Source organism: Streptomyces barringtoniae, from assembly GCF_020819595.1.
Lineage (GTDB): Bacteria > Actinomycetota > Actinomycetes > Streptomycetales > Streptomycetaceae > Streptomyces > Streptomyces barringtoniae.
The window spans coordinates 369195-388909 of record NZ_JAJHNP010000004.1 but is presented as its reverse complement, the minus strand read 5'-3'; the positions used below and the strand labels follow the sequence as shown (position 1 = coordinate 388909).

Sequence of the window (19715 nt, the reverse complement as noted above, 5' to 3'; positions counted from 1 at the left end):
GGTCGGCGGGGGTTGCTCGCGCCCCGCGGCGGAGCCGCACCTCGATACGGCCCCCGCCCCGGCGGCGGTCAGGCGGTTCTGCGGATCAAGGCCAGGTACATCGCGTCCGTGCCGTGCAGGTGGGGCCAGAGCTGTACGTCGGGGCCGTCGCCCAGCGCGGGTACACCGGGCAGCAGCGGACGGGCGTCGAACAGTTCCGCCTCCGGGTGCTGCTTGAGGACGTCGGCGACGACCGCGCGGGTCTCGGCAAGGTGCGGCGAGCAGGTCGCGTAGCCGACGACACCGCCGACCCGCACCGAGTCGAGCGCGGTGCGCAGCAGGGCGCGCTGGAGGGGCGCGAAGTTGTCCAGGTCCTCCGGACGCCGCCGCCAGCGGGCCTCGGGACGCCGGCGCAGCGCGCCGAGCCCGGTGCACGGCACGTCCATCAGCACGCGGTCGAAGGTGCCGGGACGCCACGGCGGCCGGGTGCCGTCGGCGGCGATCACCTGGTACGGCCCCGGGTTGCCGGCCAGCGCCTTGGCGACGAGACCCGCCCGGTGCGGCTGCTTCTCGGAGGCGAGGAGCGTGGCCCCGCGCCCGGCGGCGAGCGCGGCCAGCAGTGCGGCCTTGCCGCCGGGCCCGGCGCAGCCGTCCAGCCACTTGCTGTCGGAGCCTTCGAGGGGCGCGTTGGCGAGCGCGAGGGCGACCAGCTGGCTGCCCTCGTCCTGCACTCCGGCCCGCCCCTCGTGCACGGCCTGCACGGCGCCCGGCTCCCCGCCCTCGGCGAGCCGCACGGCGTACGGGGACCAGCGTCCCGCTACGGCGGCGTCCTCGCGCAGCAGCTCCTCGGTGGTGGCCCGCCCCGGGCGCGCGACCAGGGTCACCTCGGGCCGGTCGTTGTCGGCCTCCAGCAGGTCCTCGATACCGGCACGCCCGCCGCCGAGGGAGTCCCAGAGCGCGGAGACGATCCACCGGGGATGCGAGTGCACGACGGCGAGGTGATCCTCCGGGTCCTCGTCGTACGGCGGCGCGACCTTCTCCAGCCACCCGTGGAGGTCGTCCTGGGCCACCTTCCGCAGCACGGCGTTGACGAACTTGGCGCGCCCGTCGCCGAGCACGACCCGCGCGAGCTCCACGGAGGAGGAGACGGCGGCGTGCGTCGGGATCCGCGTCCCGAGCAGCTGGTGCACACCGAGGCTGAGCACGTCGAGCACCGGCGGGTCGACCTCGCGCAGCGGCCGGTCGACACAGGCGGCGATCACCGCGTCGTACGTCCCCTGCCGGCGCAGCGTGCCGTAGACCAGCTCGGTGGCGAGGGCGGCGTCCCGCGCGTCGAAGTCGCCCTGCCCGCGCGCCTTGCGGAGCAGCGGAGGCAGCACGAGGTTGGCGTACGCGTCCCGCTCGTCGACCGCGCGCAGGGCCTCGAAGGCCAGCATGCGGACGGGGTCCTTCTGCGGACGGCGGTAGGGCTTGGCGGGCCTGCGCGGCCGCCGGGACTGCTCGCTCACGAAAAAGGTGCTCCGGATGTGAAGAAGGGGTGCCGTGTCCAGCGTACGTCGACGGACCGTCACCCCCGCCGCCCGGGGCGTCAGCCGCCCAGCGTCTCGCCCTCGGCGATGCGCACACCGCGCGCCCAGTCGGCCGCCCGCATCGGCTTCTTGCCCTGCGCCTGCACCCAGAGCAGCTCGACGGCGTACGAACCGGTGCCCACGTGCACGCTGTTCTTTCCGACGGCCATCCGCCCCGGCGCGAGGTCGGTGCGCTGGGGCACGGGGGTGACCTGGATGAGCTTGAGCCGCTCGCCGCGGAAGACGGTCCAGGCGCCGGGCGCCGGGGTGCAGCCGCGCACGACCCGGTCGACGCGCAGCGCGGGCGTCGTCCAGTCGACCCTGGCGTCCTCGACGGTGATCTTCGGCGCGAGGGTGACGCCCTCGGCCGGCTGCGGTACGGCCTTCAGGCTGCCGTCCTCGATGCCGTCCATGGTCGCGGCGAGCAGCCCCGCGCCCGCGAAGGCGAGACGGGTGAGCAGGTCACCGCTGGTGTCCGCGGGCCGGATCTCCTCGGTCACGGTGCCGTAGACGGGCCCGGAGTCGAGTCCCTCCTCGATGAGGAACGTCGACGCGCCGGTGATCTCGTCGCCCGCCATGATGGAGTGCTGCACGGGAGCGGCTCCGCGCCAGGCGGGCAGCAGCGAGAAGTGCAGGTTGACCCAGCCGTGGGCGGGGATGTCGAGGGCCACGCGGGGCAGCAGGGCGCCGTAGGCGACGACGGGACAGCAGTCCGGCGCGATCTCCGTCAGCCGCTCCAGGAACTCCGGGTCCCGCGGCCTGACCGGCTTCAGCACCTCGATCCCGGCCTCCTCCGCCCGCTCGGCCACGGGCGACGCGACCAGCCTGCGCCCACGCCCGGCCGGCGCGTCGGGCCGGGTGACGACGGCGGCCACCTCGTGCCGCCCGGAGGCGATCAGAGCGTCCAGAGCGGGAACGGCGACCTCGGGGGTACCGGCGAAGACGAGCTTCATGGGCGGGATCGGGCCTCTCGGGCGGGGGTGGGACGGGCAGCACACCAGTCTATGACCAAGGAACCAGGCACAAGCCATGCCCACGGACCCGGCGAGCAACCCCCGCAGGTCGTCCAGCCTCTCGACCGACTGGAAACGGGCGGTGCGCGGGCGGGAGAACAAAAAACCCGAACCACCCACGGCGCACGCCCGGACCACCGGCGTACGCATATGCCCGTACGCCCCCACCCCGTGACCAGCGGAGCGCACACGCGTTGGTCAAGAAAGAGTTGACCACATAGGGCCGCCATAGCGGCCCAATTCCTTTCAACGCCGGTTCGAGAGGCTTGTTCATGGCCGACCACGCAACCCACGACGCCCAGGCCCGGGCCAGCCTGCACTTGCTGGTGCGGGACATCGAGCGAGTCCGCCGGCAGGTGGACGCACTGCGCACGCTCACCGCCCAGCTGGGCAACGTCTACCGCCCGCGCCGCTCCGGCCCCTCCACGGGCTTCGTCGTCTACGGACGCGCCCCCGCCCCGACGGTGCGCCTTGCCCAGGAACTCCGGGACAGTGTCGAAACCCTGGTCACCGCCGCCGTGGACTTCGACCGCTCACTCGGCTTCTCGTGGGACGCGGTGGGCTCGGCGCTCGGCGTGACCAAACAGGCCGTGCACCGCCGTTACGGAGCCCGCCGCGCCGCGGCCCAGGCGGCCGCCGAGGCCGAGCGGGCCACGGAGCCGTCCGGCACCCGCGCGCTCAGTGCGAACACCGCCCTGCCCACGGTTCCGACGGTCCCCGCGGCCCGTTCGATGCCCACACAGCCGACCGCGGGCAGCCCGGCCCTGCGCGACCGCGACGACGCCCGCCCGACGGCCTTCCCCGCCCCGCGCAACGGCTGAACAACACCTGAGCAGCGGCTGACGACCCCCCTGCCCTCCCGGCCCCATCCGGGAGGGCATCCACGGGCCCGCACCCGTCCGAACAGTTCGACACCACCGACCCCACCGGCCCCACCAGACGGCCACCGACGGCGAGCAACCGCCACACGTCGTCCGGCCTCTCGACCGACCGGAGACGGGCGGACCGCCACCCGGAACACCGGACACCGCCGCCGTCACCCGATGTCCGGCGGATCGATCCGCACCCGCACCGCCGCCTCCCCGCTCCCCCGTGCCATACGAGCAGCCTGGGCGGTCTTCAGCGCGGCAGCCAGCGCGGCCCCGCTCCCCGGCGGCACCCGGACCAGCGCCCGGTCCCAGTGCTCACCCGGCGGCGGCGCTCCGGGCCTGCGGGGCCGGCCGGGCGGCGCCGGCGGCATCGGCACCGGCCCCAGCACCTCCGCGTCCGGCGGCAGTTCGACCGAGGCCAGGAACTCGGCGACGGCCGTGGGCGTCCCGGACACGGCCGCCATCCGCGACACCGGCGGGAAGCCCAGCTCGGCCCGCTCGCCCAGTTCCCGCACCGCGTGCCCGACGGGATCCCAGCGCACCAGGGCCTGCACCGGCCGCAGGGTCGGCTCGGCCACCACGACCACCGCGCCCCCTTCGCTCTGCGGCCGTACCAGCGCGCTCGCCGCGATCCACCGGCGCAGCGCGTCCTCGCCGGCCCGCAGGTCGGGGCGTACGAGCATGGCCCAGCCGTCCAGCAGGAGGGCCGCCGCGTAGCCGCCCTCGGCGACCGGTTCGGCTCCCGGTGTGCTCACTACGAGCGCGGGCGTGCCCGGCACCGTGTCCAGCACGTGTTCCCGCCCCGAGGTGCGCACCGGGACGGCGGGAAAGGCGCGCCCCAGTTCCTCGGCCGTCCGCCGGGCACCCACGACCTGGGCGCGCAGCCGGAAACCGCCGCACTCCGGGCAGTGCCAGGCGCTCTCCTCGCGCCCGCACCAGCCGCACCGCAGGACCGCGGCGTCCTGTCCCTGGAGCGGCCCGGAGCAGTGCCGGCACCGGGCGGGCGCCCGGCACTGCGCACAGGCCATGCTGGGCGCGTAGCCGCGCCGCGGCACCTGCACGAGCACCGGCCCGTGCCGCAGCCCGTCGCGGGCCGCCTGCCAGGCGAGCGTCGGCAGCCGGGCGGCGCGGGCGGCCTCGTCGCGGGCGAGGTCGCCGTCCCCGACCGTCCGGACCAGGGGGACGGCTCGGCGCACCTGCTCCCGCCCGGCGACCAGCGGCCGGGCCCAGCCGTTCTCCACGAGCTGGGCGGCCTCCACGGTGCAGCTCCAACTCCCCAGCAGGAACGCGCACTTGTCCAGGGCGGCCCGCAACAACAGCACATCCCGCGCGTGCGGCTGCGGGGCGTGCTGCTCGCTGTGGCTGTCGTCGCCGTCGTCCCAGACGGCGACGAGCCCCAGGTCCCGGACGGGCGCGAACATGGCGGCCCGGGTCCCCACCACGGCCCGCACGGACCCCCGGCGCACCGCGAGCCACTGCGCGTACCGCTTCTCGGGCCCCGCCTCGGCCGTGAGCAGCGCGTGCCGGCCCGTGCCGAGCAGCGCGGTGAGCGCGGCGTCGACCCGCGCGGCGGCCCGCCCGTCCGGTACGACGACGAGGGCGCCGCGGCCGGAGGCGAGCGTGGCGGCGACGGCACGGGCCAGTTCCTCGCTCCACAGCGGGCCCGGGAGCGCGTTCCAGACGGCTCTGGGGGACCCGCCGGAGGCCAGGGCCTGGAGGAATGCGCCCCCGTGCTCGTACCGGCCCCAGGAGGCCGTCTCCGGCGCTGTAGGCGGGGGCAGGGGCTCGGGGGAGGGTCGCTGCTCCGCCCGGGCGCTGCGCGGCGGCACGGCCAGCTGGAGCACGTCGGCGAGGCTTCCGGCGTACCGGTCGGCCACGGCCCGCGCGAGGCTCAGCAGCTCCTCGCTCAGCACCGGTTCCGGCGACACGACCTGGGCGAGGGCGGCCAGCGGCCCGGCGTAGTCGGACTCGTCCCGCCGCTCGACGAGGAACCCGTCGATGAGTCCGCCGCCCTCCCGGCGGCCTTCCCGCACGCGGCCCCGCCCGGCCCCGAACCGCACCCGGACGCGCACTCCGGGCTGCGCCTGCTCGTCCAGGTCCGCGGGCACGGCGTAGTCGAAGTACCGGTCGAGATGCAGCACGCCCTTGTCGACCAGCACGCGGGCGACGGGCAGCTGCGGGGCGAGTGCGGCTCCCCGCCAGGTCCGCGGCTTGGCCCGCGGCACCTTCGCCTTGCGCACGCTCTCCCGGATGAGCGCGAGCTGCTCCGGCGGCGCCCCTTCGGCCCCGCCGTCCCCTTCTGCCCGGGGCGTCCCGTTCTCGCTGCTCACGCTTGCATTCTTACCAAACGGCACTGACAACCGACGTCCGCCCGAGATCCGGATCGGCAGCGGTACGGATTCGGCTTCACCGCACGCCCCGGAAGGCGCGCTCCACGAAGTATCCGCGACCTTCGCACCGGGCGGTGTCGACGGCGACAGAGTAGATACCGCCCGGCCGGGCCCGCCAGTCAATTCGGGTGCCGGGAGGTACGGCACGGTGGTCGGACTCGACGGGGAGCCCGCCCGGCACGGGCCAGGGGGAAGTGGTCGTCTCCCTCAGGGCCCTCCCCTTCGCCCTCCCCACCCCTTCCCTTCGACGCTTCGTGCGCGCCGAGGCCCGGCTCCCGAAGAAGGGGAACCGGGCCTCGGTGAGAACAGCGGTCGGGGCTTACAGGCCCACGGCGGCGCGCAGGGCGTCCACGCGGTCCGTGCGCTCCCAGGTGAAGTCGGGCAGCTCGCGGCCGAAGTGGCCGTAGGCCGCCGTCTGGGCGTAGATCGGGCGGAGCAGGTCGAGGTCCCGGATGATCGCGGCCGGGCGGAGGTCGAAGACCTGGTCGATCGCCTTCTCGATCTTCTCGGTCTCGACCTTGTTGGTGCCGAAGGTCTCCACGAACAGACCGACCGGCTCGGCCTTGCCGATCGCGTAGGCGACCTGGACCTCGCAGCGGGAGGCCAGGCCCGCCGCCACGACGTTCTTGGCGACCCAGCGCATCGCGTACGCGGCCGAGCGGTCCACCTTGGACGGGTCCTTGCCGGAGAACGCGCCGCCGCCGTGGCGGGCCATGCCGCCGTAGGTGTCGATGATGATCTTGCGGCCGGTCAGGCCGGCGTCGCCCATCGGGCCGCCGATCTCGAAGCGGCCGGTCGGGTTGACCAGCAGGCGGTAGCCGTCGGTCTCCAGCTTGATGCCCTCGTCCAGCAGCGCCTTCAGCTCCGGCTCCACGACGAACTCGCGGATGTCGGGCGCCAGCAGCGACTCCAGGTCGATGTCGGAGGCGTGCTGCGAGGAGACGACCACCGTGTCGAGGCGGACGGCCTTGTCGCCGTCGTACTCGATGGTGACCTGCGTCTTGCCGTCCGGGCGCAGGTAGGGGATGGTGCCGTTCTTGCGCACCTCGGACAGGCGCTTCGACAGGCGGTGCGCCAGGAAGATCGGCAGCGGCATGAGGGTCGGCGTCTCGTCGGACGCGTAGCCGAACATCAGGCCCTGGTCACCGGCGCCCTGCTTGTCCAGCTCGTCGTCGTCGCCCTCGACCCGGGTCTCGTACGCCGCGTCCACGCCCTGCGCGATGTCCGGGGACTGCGCGCCGATCGAAACCGACACGCCGCAGGAGGCGCCGTCGAAGCCCTTCTTGGAGGAGTCGTAGCCGATCTCGAGGATCTTGTTGCGGACCAGGGTCGCGATGTCCGCGTAGGCCTTGGTCGTCACCTCGCCGGCCACGTGCACCAGGCCGGTGGTGATCAGCGTCTCGACGGCGACCCGGGAGGTCGGGTCCTCGCGCAGAAGCGCGTCGAGAATGGTGTCGCTGATCTGGTCAGCGATCTTGTCGGGGTGACCCTCGGTCACGGACTCCGAGGTGAACAGGCGACGGGACACAACGCTCCCTGTGGTTGCAGCGGCTGCTGGCTGATCATTTGCGGCGACGCGCGGGGCTGCGCCCGGCGTCGACCGTGAACAGTTTATCGGTCGCACTCCTCCGATGGGGCACGTGTCTCGCCTCTCGGGAGCGCTGTGACCTGCGGCACGGGCATTCTGCACAATGCCGGGCGGCCTTGGCCAGGGACGCCACACCCGATTTCGGTGTGGCGTGAACCCGCCGTCGAGCCCGCCTGGACGTCAGCTCAAGCGCTGTGCGACGAGGTCCCAGACGGTGTCGGCCAGGGCTTCCTTGGGGCCGTACGGCACGGGGGTCTCGCTGCCGTCGGCACCCAGCACCACGGCCTCGTTCTCCTCGGAACCGAAGGTCTTGCGCTCCCCCACCTCGTTGACCACGAGCAGGTCACAGCCCTTGCGAGCGAGCTTGGTGCGGCCGTTGGCAAGGACGTCGTCGGTCTCGGCGGCGAAGCCGACGATCACCTGGCCGGGGCGGGCGCGCTCGGCCGAGATCTCCGCGAGGACGTCCGGATTGCGCACCAGGACGATCGGGTCGGGGTCCTGGCCGTCCTTCTTCTTGATCTTGCCGGTGGCGTAGGCCGCGGGGCGGAAGTCGGCGACGGCGGCGGCCATGACGACGGCGTCGGCGTCCGCCGCCGCCTTCAGGACGGCCTCGCGCAGCTGGACGGCGGTGCCGACCGGCACGACGTCCACGCCCGCCGGGTCGGGCAGGCCGGTGTTGGCCGCGATCAGCGTGACCCGGGCGCCGCGGGCGGCGGCGGTGCGGGCGAGGGCGTAGCCCTGCTTGCCGGAGGAGCGGTTGCCGAGGAAGCGGACCGGGTCGAGGGGCTCGCGGGTGCCGCCGGCGGAGACGACGACGTGCCGCCCCGCGAGGTCGGGCTCGGTGGTGCCGCGGGCCAGCACGCGGCGGCAGACCTCGAAGATCTCCGCCGGGTCGGGCAGCCGGCCCTTGCCGGTGTCGACGCCGGTGAGCCGGCCGACCGCGGGCTCGACGACGACGGCGCCGCGGCGGCGAAGCGTGGCCACGTTCTCCTGGGTGGCCGGGTGCTCCCACATCTCGGTGTGCATGGCGGGCGCGAAGACGACCGGGCAGCGGGCGGTGAGGAGGGTGTTGGTCAGCAGGTCGTCGGCGAGGCCGTGGGCGGCCTTGGCGAGCATGTCGGCCGTCGCGGGAGCCACCACGACGAGGTCGGCGTGCTGGCCGATGCGAACGTGCGGGACCTCGTGGACGTCGTCCCAGACCTCCGTCGAGACGGGGTTGCCGGACAGGGCGGACCAGGTGGCGGCGCCGACGAAGTGCAGCGTGGAGGCGGTGGGCACCACGCGGACGTCGTGGCCCGACTCCGTGAACCTTCTCAGCAGCTCACAGGCCTTGTAGGCGGCGATGCCGCCGCTGACGCCCAGAACGACCCTCGGCTTGTCCACCGGGACTCCCATTCGTTGAACCTACGCCTCCATGACACACCACAGGCCCGGCAGTCGCGCCGCCGGGCCTGTCATGCGAAAACGAACGGTTACTGCGCGGGACCCTCGATGGCCTCCGACGTCAGCAGACCCGCGTTGATCTCACGCAGGGCGATCGAGAGCGGCTTCTCGTGGACGTGGGTGTCGACGAGCGGACCGACGTACTCGAGGAGGCCCTCGCCGAGCTGCGAGTAGTACGCGTTGATCTGGCGGGCACGCTTGGCCGCGTAGATCACGAGGCTGTACTTCGAGTCGGTGGCCTCGAGAAGCTCGTCGATCGGCGGGTTGATGATGCCCTCGGGCGCGGTGATGGAAGAGGACACGCTCTACCTTCCGATGGGTGGGAAAAGATCATTTGTGATCACACACTCGTGATCACACAACATCCATCAAGGCTAGCAGCTCGCGCGCCACGTCCTCGACGGAGGTGTTGACCAAGGTCGTGTCGAACTCCGGCTCGGCCGCCAGCTCGGTCCTGGCCGCCTCCAGGCGGCGCTCGATGACCTCGGGCGGCTCGGTGCCCCGGCCGGTCAGCCTGCGCACCAGCTCCTCCCAGGAGGGGGGAGCCAGGAACACCAGACGGGCGTCGGACATCGACTCCCGCACCTGCCTGGCACCCTGGAGATCGATCTCCAGCAGGACCGGCTCGCCCTTCTCCAGCCGCTCCAGCACGGCCGCGCGGGGCGTGCCGTAGCGGTTGCCGGCGAACTCGGCCCACTCCAGCAGCTCGCCGTTGGCGATCAGCTTGTCCATCTCCTCGTCGGTGACGAAGAAGTAGTGGACTCCGTGCTTCTCGCCGGGGCGCGGCCTGCGGGTGGTGGCCGACACCGAGAGCCAGACCTCGGGGTGTTCCTTGCGCATATGGGCGACGACCGTGCTCTTGCCGACCCCCGAGGGGCCGGAGAGCACGGTCAGCCGCGGACGTTCACTCATGCAGCGATTATTCCAGCAATCCCGGAGTGCCCGGGACTCCGGTCCGGCGGGGCCCGGACTCAGGAGCCGGTACTGCCGAACTCACGCTCCAGGGAAGCGATCTGGTTGGAACCGAGACCGCGCACTCGGCGGCTCTCGGAGATGCCCAGACGCTCCATGATCTGCTTGGCGCGGACCTTGCCCACGCCCGGCAGCGACTCGAGCAGTGCGGAGACCTTCATCTTGCCGATGACGTCGTTCTCCTGGCCCTGCTTGATGACCTCGTGCAGGGAGGCGCCGGAGTGCTTGAGTCGATTCTTGACCTCGGCCCGCTCCCGGCGAGCCGCGGCGGCCTTTTCGAGCGCGGCTGCGCGCTGTTCGGGGGTAAGGGGCGGAAGAGCCACGCCTACGTCACCTCGGATGTCGAACTGTCGGATACGGACCGGTGAGGAACCTAGTCGCCCCACACCTGGGGAGCTACGAGCAACACGCTTTGCCCGTTCACTCTGCTCGGAGACTAGCGGTCAAGTCCGCCAGAGTCAGCGAGAACAGCGGAAAAGTCCTGGTCAGCCTCCGCCAGGTCGGACATTTCAGACATAATGCCCCCGATTTGAGGATGTATTCACACTCAAGTCGCCGCGACGCCGCTCTCCGAAGCCCCTTCGGAGGTCTCAGGCACCCGCCACGGCGTCCTGGATCTCCTGCGCGAAGCGCTCCGCGGACGCCCGCAGGGCCCCCACCTCGGGACCGTGCCGCAGCACACCCCGGCTGACGTTCGGCACGACGTTGCGCAGTGCCCGTCCGAACACCTTCGGAAGGTCGGCCGGCGTCGCACCCTGCGCGCCGACCCCGGGCGCGAGGAGCGGGCCGTTGATCGCGAGGTCGTACGACGACAGGTCGCCGACCGTGGCACCGACGACGGCGCCGAAGGAGCCCAGCGGCTCCTCCCCCGCGTTCTCGGCGGCCAGGTGGGCCAGCATGGTCGCGCCCACGCTGCGGCCGTCGGCGCGGACCGCGTGCTGGACCTCGGGGCCCTCCGGGTTGGAGGTCAGCGCCAGCACGAACAGGCCGGCACCGCTCTCCCGGGCCAGCGCGACGGCCGGGCTGAGCGAGCCGTAGCCGAGGTACGGCGAGACGGTCAGGGCGTCGCAGAACAGCGGGGCGTCCTTGTGCAGGTAGGCCTCGGCGTACCCGGCCATGGTGGAGCCGATGTCGCCGCGCTTGGCGTCCATCACGACGAGGGTGCCGGCCGCGCGGGCCTCCTGGACGACCTTCTCCAGCACGGCGACACCACGGGAGCCGAAGCGCTCGAAGAAGGCGCTCTGCGGCTTCATCACCGCGACCCGGTCGGCCACCGCCTCGACGACCGTGCGGCTGAACCGCTCCAGACCGGCCACGTCGTCGTTCAGGCCCCACTCGGCGAGCAGGGAGGCGTGCGGGTCGATGCCGACGCACAGCGGGCCGCGCTCGTCCATGGCGCGACGCAGCCGGGCACCGAAGGGCTCGTACGAGGTCATGCGGGCTTCCTCACGTCGGCGCCGACCGCGTCGGCGAGGGTGGCGTACGGGCTGGTGCGCAGGCGCGCGGCGAGGCCCTTGTGGATCGAGCGGGACCAGAAGGGGCCCTCGTAGATGAAGGCGCTGTAGCCCTGCACCAGCGTGGCACCGGCCAGGATGCGCTGCCAGGCGTCCTCGGCGGTCTCGATGCCGCCCACGCCCACGAGCGTGATCCGGTCGCCCACGCGCGCGTACAGGCGGCGCAGCACCTCCAGCGAGCGCGCCTTGAGCGGGGCGCCGGACAGGCCGCCGGTCTCCTTCACCACGGAGGGTGCGGATCTCAGGCCGAGTCCCTCGCGCGCGATCGTGGTGTTGGTCGCGATGATGCCGTCCAGGCCCAGCTCCACGGCCAGGTCGGCGACCGCGTCGACGTCCTCGTCGGCGAGGTCCGGGGCGATCTTCACCAGCAGCGGGACGCGCCGGTCGGCCACCATGCGGTCGGCCGCCTCGCGGACGGCGGTCAGCAGCGGGCGCAGGTGGTCCACCGCCTGGAGGTTGCGCAGGCCGGGCGTGTTCGGCGAGGAGACGTTGACGACCAGGTAGTCCGCGTACGGCGCGAGGCGCTCGGCCGACTTCACGTAGTCGCCGACGGCCTCCGCCTCCGGGACGACCTTGGTCTTGCCGATGTTGACGCCCACGACGGTCCTGAAGACCGGCTCACGGGTCGCCAGGCGGGCCGCGACGGCCAGCGAGCCGTCGTTGTTGAAGCCCATGCGGTTGATCAGCGCGCGGTCCGCGACGAGGCGGAACAGCCGCTTCTTGGGGTTGCCGGGCTGCGGCTCGCCGGTGACCGTGCCGATCTCGACGTGGTCGAAGCCCAGCATCGACATGCCGTCGATCGCGACGGCGTTCTTGTCGAAGCCGGCGGCGAGCCCGAAGGGACCGTGCATGCGCAGCCCGAAGGCCTCAGTGCGCAGCTCCTTGTAGCGGGGCGCGAGGGCGGCCGCGACGAAGGTGCGCAGCACCGGGATGCGGACGGCGAGGCGGATCCAGCGGAAGGCCAGGTGGTGGGCCTTCTCGGCGTCCATCCGTTTGAAAACCAGACGGAAGAAAAGCTTGTACATCTCAGGTGAGTCCTCATACAGAGGGGGACACCGTTTCCGGTGTCCCCCTCAGGGCTGCTAGTCGCGGGCCGCGGTCAGGTGTTCCGCGTGTTCCTGGAGCGAGCGGACGCCCACGTCACCGTGGTTGAGGGCGTCGATGCCCTGGACGGCCGCGGCGAGCGCCTGGACGGTCGTCAGGCACGGGACCGAGCGGGCCACGGCCGCCGTACGGATGTCGTAGCCGTCGAGGCGGCCGCCGGTGCCGTACGGGGTGTTGACGATGAGGTCCACCTCGCCGTCGTGGATCAGCTGGACGATCGTCTTCTCGCCGTTCGGGCCCGTGCCCTCCGACTGCTTGCGGACGACCGTGGCGTTGATGCCATTGCGCTTGAGGACCTCGGCGGTGCCGGAGGTGGCGAACAGCTCGAAGCCGTGGGCGACCAGCTCGCGCGCCGGGAAGATCATCGAGCGCTTGTCGCGGTTGGCGACCGAGAAGAACGCGCGGCCCTTGGTGGGCAGCGGGCCGTAGGCGCCCGCCTGCGACTTGGCGTACGCCGTGCCGAAGACGGAGTCGATGCCCATGACCTCGCCGGTGGAGCGCATCTCCGGGCCGAGGACGGTGTCCACGCCGCGGCCGTGGATGTCGCGGAAGCGCGACCACGGCATGACGGCCTCCTTGACCGAGATCGGTGCGTCCAGCGGCAGCTCGCCGCCGTCGCCCGTCCTCGGCAGCAGGCCCTCGGCGCGCAGCTCGGCGATGGTCGCGCCCAGCGAGATCCGGGCGGCGGCCTTGGCCAGCGGCACCGCGGTCGCCTTCGAGGTGAAGGGGACCGTGCGGGAGGCGCGCGGGTTGGCCTCCAGGACGTAGAGGATGTCCCCGGCCATCGCGAACTGGATGTTGATCAGGCCGCGCACGCCGACGCCCTTGGCGATGGCCTCGGTGGAGGCGCGCAGCCGCTTGATGTCGAAGCCGCCGAGGGTGATCGGGGGCAGCGCGCACGCCGAGTCGCCGGAGTGGATGCCGGCCTCCTCGATGTGCTCCATCACGCCGCCGAGGTACAGCTCCTCGCCGTCGTAGAGCGCGTCGACGTCGATCTCGATGGCGTCGTCCAGGAAGCGGTCGACCAGGACCGGCCGGGAGGGGCTGATCTCGGTCGACTCGGCGATGTAGGCGGCAAGGCGGGTCTCGTCGTAGACGATCTCCATGCCGCGCCCGCCGAGGACGTACGACGGCCGGACCAGGACCGGGTAGCCGATCTCGTCGGCGATGGCCTTGGCCTCCTCGAAGGTGGTGGCCGTGCCGTGCTTCGGGGCCGGCAGGCCCGCCTCGGCGAGGACGCGCCCGAAGGCACCGCGGTCCTCGGCCGCGTGGATGGCCTCGGGCGAGGTGCCCACGACCGGCACGCCGTTGTCCTTCAGGGCCTGCGACAGGCCGAGCGGGGTCTGGCCGCCCAGCTGCACGATCACGCCCGCGACCGGCCCGGCCTGCTGCTCGGCGTGGACGATCTCCAGCACGTCCTCCAGCGTCAGCGGCTCGAAGTACAGCCGGTCGGAGGTGTCGTAGTCGGTGGAGACGGTCTCCGGGTTGCAGTTGACCATCACGGTCTCGTACCCGGCGTCGGACAGCGCGAAGGAGGCGTGGACGCAGGAGTAGTCGAACTCGATGCCCTGGCCGATGCGGTTCGGGCCCGAGCCCAGGATGATGACGGCCGGCTTCTCGCGCCGGGCGACCTCGGTCTCCTCGTCGTAGGAGGAGTAGAAGTACGGCGTCTTCGCGGCGAACTCGGCGGCGCAGGTGTCGACCGTCTTGTAGACCGGGCGGATGCCGAGCGCGTGCCGGACCTCGCGGACGACGTCCTCGCGCAGGCCGCGGATCTCGCCGATCTGCTGGTCGGAGAAGCCGTGCCGCTTGGCCTCGGCGATCAGGTCGGGGGTCAGTTCGGGCGCCTCGGCCAGCTCGTCCGCGATCTCCTTGATCAAGAACAGCTGGTCCACGAACCACGGGTCGATCTTCGTGTACTCGAAGATCTCCTGGGGGGTGGCGCCCGCGCGGATGGCCTGCATGACCGTGTTGATCCGGCCGTCGGTGGGACGGCGGGACTCCTCCAGGAGCAGCGACTTGTCCCCGGGGACGCCGGTGAAGGCGAACTGGCTGCCCTTCTTCTCCAGCGAGCGCAGCGCCTTCTGGAACGCCTCGGGGAAGTTGCGCCCGATGGCCATGGCCTCGCCGACCGACTTCATGGTGGTGGTCAGCGTGGAGTCGGCCTGCGGGAACTTCTCGAAGGCGAACCGCGGGGCCTTGACGACCACGTAGTCGAGCGTGGGCTCGAAGGAGGCCGGGGTCTCCTGCGTGATGTCGTTCGGGATCTCGTCGAGCGTGTAGCCGACGGCCAGCTTGGCGGCGATCTTGGCGATCGGGAAGCCGGTCGCCTTGGAGGCGAGGGCGGAGGAACGCGACACGCGCGGGTTCATCTCGATGACGATCACGCGACCGTCCTCGGGGTTCACCGCGAACTGGATGTTGCAGCCGCCGGTGTCGACGCCGACCTCGCGGATGACGGCGATGCCGATGTCGCGCAGGATCTGGTACTCGCGGTCGGTCAGCGTCATCGCGGGCGCGACGGTGATCGAGTCACCGGTGTGCACGCCCATGGGGTCGAAGTTCTCGATGGAGCAGACGACCACGACGTTGTCGTGCTTGTCGCGCATCAGCTCCAGCTCGTACTCCTTCCAGCCGAGGATGGACTCCTCCAGGAGCACCTCGGTGGTCGGGGAGAGCGTGAGGCCCTGCCCGGCGATGCGGCGCAGCTCCTCCTCGTCGTGCGCGAAGCCGGAGCCGGCGCCGCCCATGGTGAAGGACGGGCGCACGACGACCGGGTAGCCGCCGAGGGTCTCGACGCCCTTGAGGACGTCGTCCATGGAGTGGCAGATGACCGAGCGGGCGGACTCGCCGTGGCCGGTCCTGCGGCGGACCTCCTCCACGACGTCCTTGAACAGGTCGCGGTCCTCGCCCTTGTGGATCGCCTCGGGCTTGGCGCCGATCAGCTCCACGCCGTACTTGGCCAGGACGCCGTTCTCGTGCAGCGAGATGGCGGTGTTCAGGGCCGTCTGGCCGCCGAGGGTGGGCAGCAGGGCGTCGGGGCGCTCCTTGGCGATGATCTTCTCGACGAAGTCCGGGGTGATCGGCTCGACGTAGGTGGCGTCGGCGATCTCCGGGTCGGTCATGATCGTCGCCGGGTTGGAGTTGACGAGGACGACGCGCAGGCCTTCGGCCTTGAGCACGCGGCACGCCTGGGTGCCGGAGTAGTCGAACTCGGCGGCCTGGCCGATGACGATCGGGCCGGAGCCGATGACCAGGACGGACTGGATATCGGTGCGCTTAGGCACGCTGGCCCTCCATCAGGGAGACGAAGCGGTCGAAGAGGTAGGCGGCGTCGTGCGGGCCCGCTGCCGCTTCGGGGTGGTACTGGACGGAGAAGGCCGGCTGGTCGAGCAGCTGCAGCCCCTCCACGACGTCGTCGTTCAGGCAGACGTGCGAGACCTCGGCGCGGCCGAACCTGGTCTCGCTGACCTTGTCCAGCGGCGCGTCCACGGCGAAGCCGTGGTTGTGCGCGGTGACCTCGACCTTGCCGGTCGTACGGTCCTGGACCGGCTGGTTGATGCCCCGGTGGCCGTACTTCAGCTTGTAGGTGCCGAAGCCGAGGGCGCGGCCGAGGATCTGGTTGCCGAAGCAGATGCCGAACAGCGGCGTCCTCCGCTCCAGGACGGCGGTCATCAGGGCCACCGGGCCGTCGGCGGTCGCCGGGTCGCCGGGACCGTTGGAGAAGAACACACCGTCGGGGCCGACGGCGTAGACCTCGTCGGCGGTGGCGGTGGCGGGCAGCACGTGCACCTCGATGCCGCGCTCGGCCATCCGCTGCGGGGTCATGCCCTTGATGCCGAGGTCGATCGCGGCGACGGTGAACTTCTTCTCGCCGATCGCCGGGACGACGTACGCCTCCTTGGTCGCGACCTCCTCGTAGAGGCTCGCGCCCTTCATGTGCGGCTGGGCCAGCACGCGCGCGAGGAGTTCGGTCTCGGCCGTGATCGCCTCGCCGGAGAAGATGCCGGCGCGCATCGAGCCGCGCTCGCGCAGGTGGCGGGTGAGGGCGCGGGTGTCGATGCCGGAGATGCCGACCACGCCCTGCCGCTCCAGCTCGTCGTCCAGGGAGCGCTTGGCCCGCCAGTTGGACGGCACGCGCGCGGGGTCGCGCACGACGTAGCCCGAGACCCAGATGCGGCTGGACTCGTCGTCCTCGTCGTTCCAGCCGGTGTTGCCGATCTGCGGGGCGGTCGCGACGACGATCTGCCGGTCGTACGACGGGTCGGTGAGGGTCTCCTGGTAACCGGTCATACCGGTGGAGAACACGGCCTCGCCGAAGGTCTCCCCCACCGCCCCGTAGGCACGGCCGCGGAAGATGCGGCCGTCCTCCAGGACGAGTACGGCGGGAACCCTGGCGGCTCCCCTTGTGGAGGTCGTCATCGTGCGCCTTCCGTGTCGTTGATCATGTGGTTCAGGGTGTCGACCCACTCGGTGTGCTCGGCCGCGTGGTCCGAGCGGAAGCCGGAGTCGATCAGCTTGTCGCCGAGCTCCCAGGTCACCACCAGCAGTCCGCCCTCGGTGAGGACCTTGCCGGCGATGCCCTTGTCCAGCCGGGCGCCGCGCAGCGCGGCGGTCGGGACGAAGAAGTCGCTCGCTCCGGGACGCTCGACCTCCAGCCCTTGGCCGGTCAGGGTGAGCTCGGCCCGGCTGCGGGTGCCCAGGCCGTGGGCCACGATCCGATCCAGCCACTGTCCTGCAGTGGTGGAGCCGTGGTAGCGGCCGCTCAGCTCAAGTTTCACCGGGCCGGTCTCCTCCGGCGCGCTGGGCGGCGCGGGCAGGTCGCTCTGGAGGGTGCCGCGCCACTTCCAGCCCTCGCGCATCAGCCAGTAGACGAGCGCGATGAACAGGGCGAGTCCGACGAGCCAGCCGATGCGGGCCGGCCAGTCGGTGACCTCGGCCGACCTCTTGGCCTCTGCCAGCAGGATTACAGGTGTCACGAAAGCTTCCCGTCGACGAGCGTGGCCTTGCCCCGCAGCCACGTGTGCGTCACACGGCCCGGCAGCTCACGCCCCTGGTAGGGGGTGTTGCGGCTGCGCGAGGCGAAGCCCGCGGGGTCCACCTGGCCACGGTATTCCGTGTCGACGAGGGTGAGGTTGGCGGGCTCACCAGCCGAGACGGGACGGCCGTGCCCGGTGGCCTGTCCGATCTGCGCGGGCTTGACGGACATCCGGTCGGCGACGCCGGCCCAGTCCAGCAGGCCCGTGTCGACCATGGTCTCCTGGACCACTGACAACGCGGTCTCCAGACCCACCATGCCCATGGCGGCCGCGGCCCACTCGCAGTCCTTGTCCTCGTGCGGGTGCGGGGCGTGGTCGGTGGCGACGATGTCGATCGTGCCGTCCGCCAGGGCCTCGCGCAGGGCGTGCACATCGCGCTCGGTGCGCAGCGGCGGGTTGACCTTGTAGACCGGGTTGTAGGTGCGCACCAACTCGTCGGTGAGGAGCAGGTGGTGCGGGGTGACCTCGGCGGTGACGTCGATGCCGCGCGACTTGGCCCAGCGGACGATCTCCACGGAGCCCGCGGTCGACAGGTGGCAGATGTGGACGCGGGAGCCGACGTGCTCGGCGAGCAGCACGTCCCGCGCGATGATCGACTCCTCGGCGACGGCCGGCCAGCCGCCCAGGCCCAGTTCGGCGGAGACGACGCCCTCGTTCATCTGGGCGCCCTCGGTCAGGCGCGGCTCCTGCGCGTGCTGGGCGACGACACCGCCGAAGGCCTTCACGTACTCCAGCGCGCGGCGCATGATCACCGCGTCGTCCACGCACTTGCCGTCGTCGGAGAAGACGGTGACCCCTGCGGCCGACTCGTGCATGGCGCCCAGCTCGGCGAGCTTCTTGCCCTCCAGGCCGACGGTGACGGCACCGATGGGCTGCACGTCGCAGTAGCCGTGCTCCCTGCCGAGCCGCCAGACCTGCTCGACCACACCGGCGGTGTCGGCGACCGGGAAGGTGTTGGCCATGGCGAAGACGGCCGTGAAGCCGCCGGTCGCCGCCGCGCGCGTGCCGGTCAGCACGGTCTCGGAGTCCTCGCGGCCCGGCTCGCGCAGGTGGGTGTGCAGGTCGACCAGGCCCGGCAGCAGCACCTTGCCGGCGGCCTCCACGACCTCGGCGCCCTCGGCGGACAGCCCCGTGCCGACCGCCTCGATCACCTCGCCGTCGATCAGCACGTCCTGCGGCTCGCCGCCGAGCACCTTCGCACCACGGATCAGGATCTTGCTCATGGGTCTTACTTCTCCTCGGTACGAGAGTGGGTGACGGCGGGCTCGTTGCCACCGAGCAGCAGGTACAGGACGGCCATCCGGATGGAGACGCCGTTGGCGACCTGCTCGACGGCGGTGCAGCGGTCGGAGTCGGCGACCTCGGCGGTGATCTCCATGCCGCGCACCATCGGGCCGGGGTGCATCACGATGGCGTGCTCGGGGAGCCTGGCCATGCGGTCGCCGTCGAGGCCGTAGCGGCGGGAGTACTCGCGCTCGGTCGGGAAGAAGGCGGCGTTCATCCGCTCGCGCTGGACCCGGAGCATCATCACGGCGTCACACTTGGGCAGCGTGCTGTCGAGGTCGTACGACACCTCGCACGGCCAGGTCTCGACGCCGACCGGCACCAGGGTGGGCGGGGCGACCAGGGTGACCTCGGCGCCGAGGGTGTGCAGCAGGTCCACGTTGGAGCGGGCGACGCGGCTGTGCAGGACGTCGCCGACGACGGTGATCCGCCTGCCGGACAGGTCCTGGCCGAGGCCGGCGTCCCGGCCGATCAGGCGGCGGCGCATGGTGAAGGCGTCCAGCAGGGCCTGGGTGGGGTGCTGGTGGGTGCCGTCGCCGGCGTTGATGACCGCCGCGTCGATCCAGCCGGAGTTCGCCAGGCGGTACGGGGCTCCGGAGGCGCCGTGCCGGATGACGACGGCGTCGACGCCCATGGCCTCCAGCGTCTGGGCGGTGTCCTTCAGCGACTCGCCCTTGGAGACGCTCGATCCCTTGGCGGAGAAGTTGATGACGTCGGCGGACAGGCGCTTCTCGGCGGCCTCGAAGGAGATCCGCGTGCGCGTTGAGTCCTCGAAGAAGAGGTTGACGATCGTGCGGCCGCGCAGGGTCGGCAGCTTCTTGATCGGCCGGTCGGCGACCCGGGCCATCTCCTCGGCGGTGTCGAGGATCAGGACGGCGTCGTCGCGGGTGAGGTCGGCGGCCGAGATGAGATGACGCTGCATCTGTCAGGCTCCGTAAGGCAGTTCAATCGG

The 19715-nt window shown here is 72.0% G+C and carries 16 protein-coding genes; 1 reads left to right on the top strand and 15 read right to left on the bottom strand.

Annotated features, from left to right (window positions below; all coding sequences use genetic code 11):
- Window positions 1-68 precede the first annotated feature (68 nt).
- Both LMU33_RS08960 and fmt read right to left on the bottom strand, forming a co-directional pair.
- Window positions 69-1487 carry an RsmB/NOP family class I SAM-dependent RNA methyltransferase gene (locus LMU33_RS08960; RefSeq protein WP_228618927.1) on the bottom strand — a complete coding sequence of 473 codons (1419 nt, stop codon included), beginning with the start codon at window positions 1485-1487 and terminating at the stop codon, window positions 69-71.
- An 80-nt stretch (window positions 1488-1567) separates the two neighbouring features.
- Window positions 1568-2500 carry a methionyl-tRNA formyltransferase gene (fmt, locus tag LMU33_RS08955; RefSeq protein WP_228618925.1) on the bottom strand — a complete coding sequence of 311 codons (933 nt, stop codon included), beginning with the start codon at window positions 2498-2500 and terminating at the stop codon, window positions 1568-1570.
- Window positions 2501-2832: 332 nt separating this feature from the next.
- Here fmt and LMU33_RS08950 point away from each other — a divergent pair, with 332 nt between their 5' ends.
- Window positions 2833-3381 carry a hypothetical protein gene (locus LMU33_RS08950; protein WP_228618923.1) on the top strand — a complete coding sequence of 183 codons (549 nt, stop codon included), beginning with the start codon at window positions 2833-2835 and terminating at the stop codon, window positions 3379-3381.
- A gap of 215 nt (window positions 3382-3596) precedes the next feature.
- Here the strand turns inward: LMU33_RS08950 and LMU33_RS08945 are convergent, their stop codons facing one another.
- The 13 genes from LMU33_RS08945 to LMU33_RS08885 form a co-directional block, all read right to left on the bottom strand.
- Complete coding sequence (locus tag LMU33_RS08945; RefSeq protein ID WP_228618922.1) at window positions 3597-5759, bottom strand: primosomal protein N'; 2163 nt, start codon at window positions 5757-5759, stop codon at window positions 3597-3599.
- 379 nt (window positions 5760-6138) lie between these two features.
- Window positions 6139-7347, bottom strand: coding sequence for a methionine adenosyltransferase (metK, locus tag LMU33_RS08940; protein WP_228618920.1), 1209 nt, complete (start codon window positions 7345-7347; stop codon window positions 6139-6141).
- A gap of 240 nt (window positions 7348-7587) precedes the next feature.
- Window positions 7588-8790 (bottom strand): bifunctional phosphopantothenoylcysteine decarboxylase/phosphopantothenate--cysteine ligase CoaBC, encoded by a 1203-nt coding sequence (gene coaBC / locus LMU33_RS08935; RefSeq protein WP_228619091.1) that lies wholly within the window; start codon window positions 8788-8790, stop codon window positions 7588-7590.
- A gap of 89 nt (window positions 8791-8879) precedes the next feature.
- The gene (gene rpoZ, locus LMU33_RS08930; RefSeq protein ID WP_005319902.1) at window positions 8880-9152 is read right to left on the bottom strand and encodes a DNA-directed RNA polymerase subunit omega; all 273 of its coding nucleotides are present in this window, start codon (window positions 9150-9152) and stop codon (window positions 8880-8882) included.
- 52 nt (window positions 9153-9204) lie between these two features.
- Window positions 9205-9762 carry a guanylate kinase gene (gmk, locus tag LMU33_RS08925; RefSeq protein ID WP_153544698.1) on the bottom strand — a complete coding sequence of 186 codons (558 nt, stop codon included), beginning with the start codon at window positions 9760-9762 and terminating at the stop codon, window positions 9205-9207.
- A 59-nt stretch (window positions 9763-9821) separates the two neighbouring features.
- The gene (locus LMU33_RS08920) at window positions 9822-10145 is read right to left on the bottom strand and encodes an integration host factor (protein ID WP_003977346.1); all 324 of its coding nucleotides are present in this window, start codon (window positions 10143-10145) and stop codon (window positions 9822-9824) included.
- Between the two features lie 267 nt (window positions 10146-10412).
- Window positions 10413-11258 carry an orotidine-5'-phosphate decarboxylase gene (pyrF, locus tag LMU33_RS08915; protein ID WP_228618918.1) on the bottom strand — a complete coding sequence of 282 codons (846 nt, stop codon included), beginning with the start codon at window positions 11256-11258 and terminating at the stop codon, window positions 10413-10415.
- On the bottom strand, window positions 11255-12361 hold the full coding sequence (locus LMU33_RS08910) for a quinone-dependent dihydroorotate dehydrogenase (protein WP_228618917.1): 1107 nt from the start codon (window positions 12359-12361) through the stop codon (window positions 11255-11257). Before LMU33_RS08910 ends, pyrF begins: the two co-directional genes overlap by 4 nt.
- 57 nt (window positions 12362-12418) lie before the next feature.
- Window positions 12419-15727, bottom strand: coding sequence for a carbamoyl-phosphate synthase large subunit (gene carB / locus LMU33_RS08905; protein WP_228618915.1), 3309 nt, complete (start codon window positions 15725-15727; stop codon window positions 12419-12421).
- Window positions 15720-16862: a glutamine-hydrolyzing carbamoyl-phosphate synthase small subunit gene (gene carA, locus LMU33_RS08900; protein ID WP_228618913.1), complete on the bottom strand. Its 1143-nt coding sequence runs from the start codon at window positions 16860-16862 to the stop codon at window positions 15720-15722. The genes carB and carA overlap by 8 nt, the downstream gene beginning before the upstream one ends.
- Window positions 16859-17419 carry a PH-like domain-containing protein gene (locus LMU33_RS08895; RefSeq protein WP_228618912.1) on the bottom strand — a complete coding sequence of 187 codons (561 nt, stop codon included), beginning with the start codon at window positions 17417-17419 and terminating at the stop codon, window positions 16859-16861. Before LMU33_RS08895 ends, carA begins: the two co-directional genes overlap by 4 nt.
- Window positions 17416-18702: a dihydroorotase gene (locus LMU33_RS08890; RefSeq protein ID WP_228618910.1), complete on the bottom strand. Its 1287-nt coding sequence runs from the start codon at window positions 18700-18702 to the stop codon at window positions 17416-17418. Before LMU33_RS08890 ends, LMU33_RS08895 begins: the two co-directional genes overlap by 4 nt.
- 5 nt (window positions 18703-18707) lie before the next feature.
- Window positions 18708-19685, bottom strand: a complete 978-nt coding sequence (locus tag LMU33_RS08885) for an aspartate carbamoyltransferase catalytic subunit (RefSeq protein ID WP_228618908.1) — start codon at window positions 19683-19685, stop codon at window positions 18708-18710.
- Window positions 19686-19715 lie beyond the last annotated feature (30 nt).

Excerpts from the sequence above, each read along its gene's own strand:
- fmt (WP_228618925.1), bottom strand. The coding sequence starts at position 2,500 with ATGAAGCTCGTCTTCGCCGGTACCCCCGAGGTCGCCGTTCCCGCTCTG.
- LMU33_RS08950 (WP_228618923.1), top strand. The coding sequence starts at position 2,833 with ATGGCCGACCACGCAACCCACGACGCCCAGGCCCGGGCCAGCCTGCAC.
- gmk (WP_153544698.1), bottom strand. The coding sequence starts at position 9,762 with ATGAGTGAACGTCCGCGGCTGACCGTGCTCTCCGGCCCCTCGGGGGTC.
- pyrF (WP_228618918.1), bottom strand. The coding sequence starts at position 11,258 with ATGACCTCGTACGAGCCCTTCGGTGCCCGGCTGCGTCGCGCCATGGAC.
- LMU33_RS08910 (WP_228618917.1), bottom strand. The coding sequence starts at position 12,361 with ATGTACAAGCTTTTCTTCCGTCTGGTTTTCAAACGGATGGACGCCGAG.
- carA (WP_228618913.1), bottom strand. The coding sequence starts at position 16,862 with ATGACGACCTCCACAAGGGGAGCCGCCAGGGTTCCCGCCGTACTCGTC.
- LMU33_RS08890 (WP_228618910.1), bottom strand. The coding sequence starts at position 18,702 with ATGAGCAAGATCCTGATCCGTGGTGCGAAGGTGCTCGGCGGCGAGCCG.
- LMU33_RS08885 (WP_228618908.1), bottom strand. The coding sequence starts at position 19,685 with ATGCAGCGTCATCTCATCTCGGCCGCCGACCTCACCCGCGACGACGCC.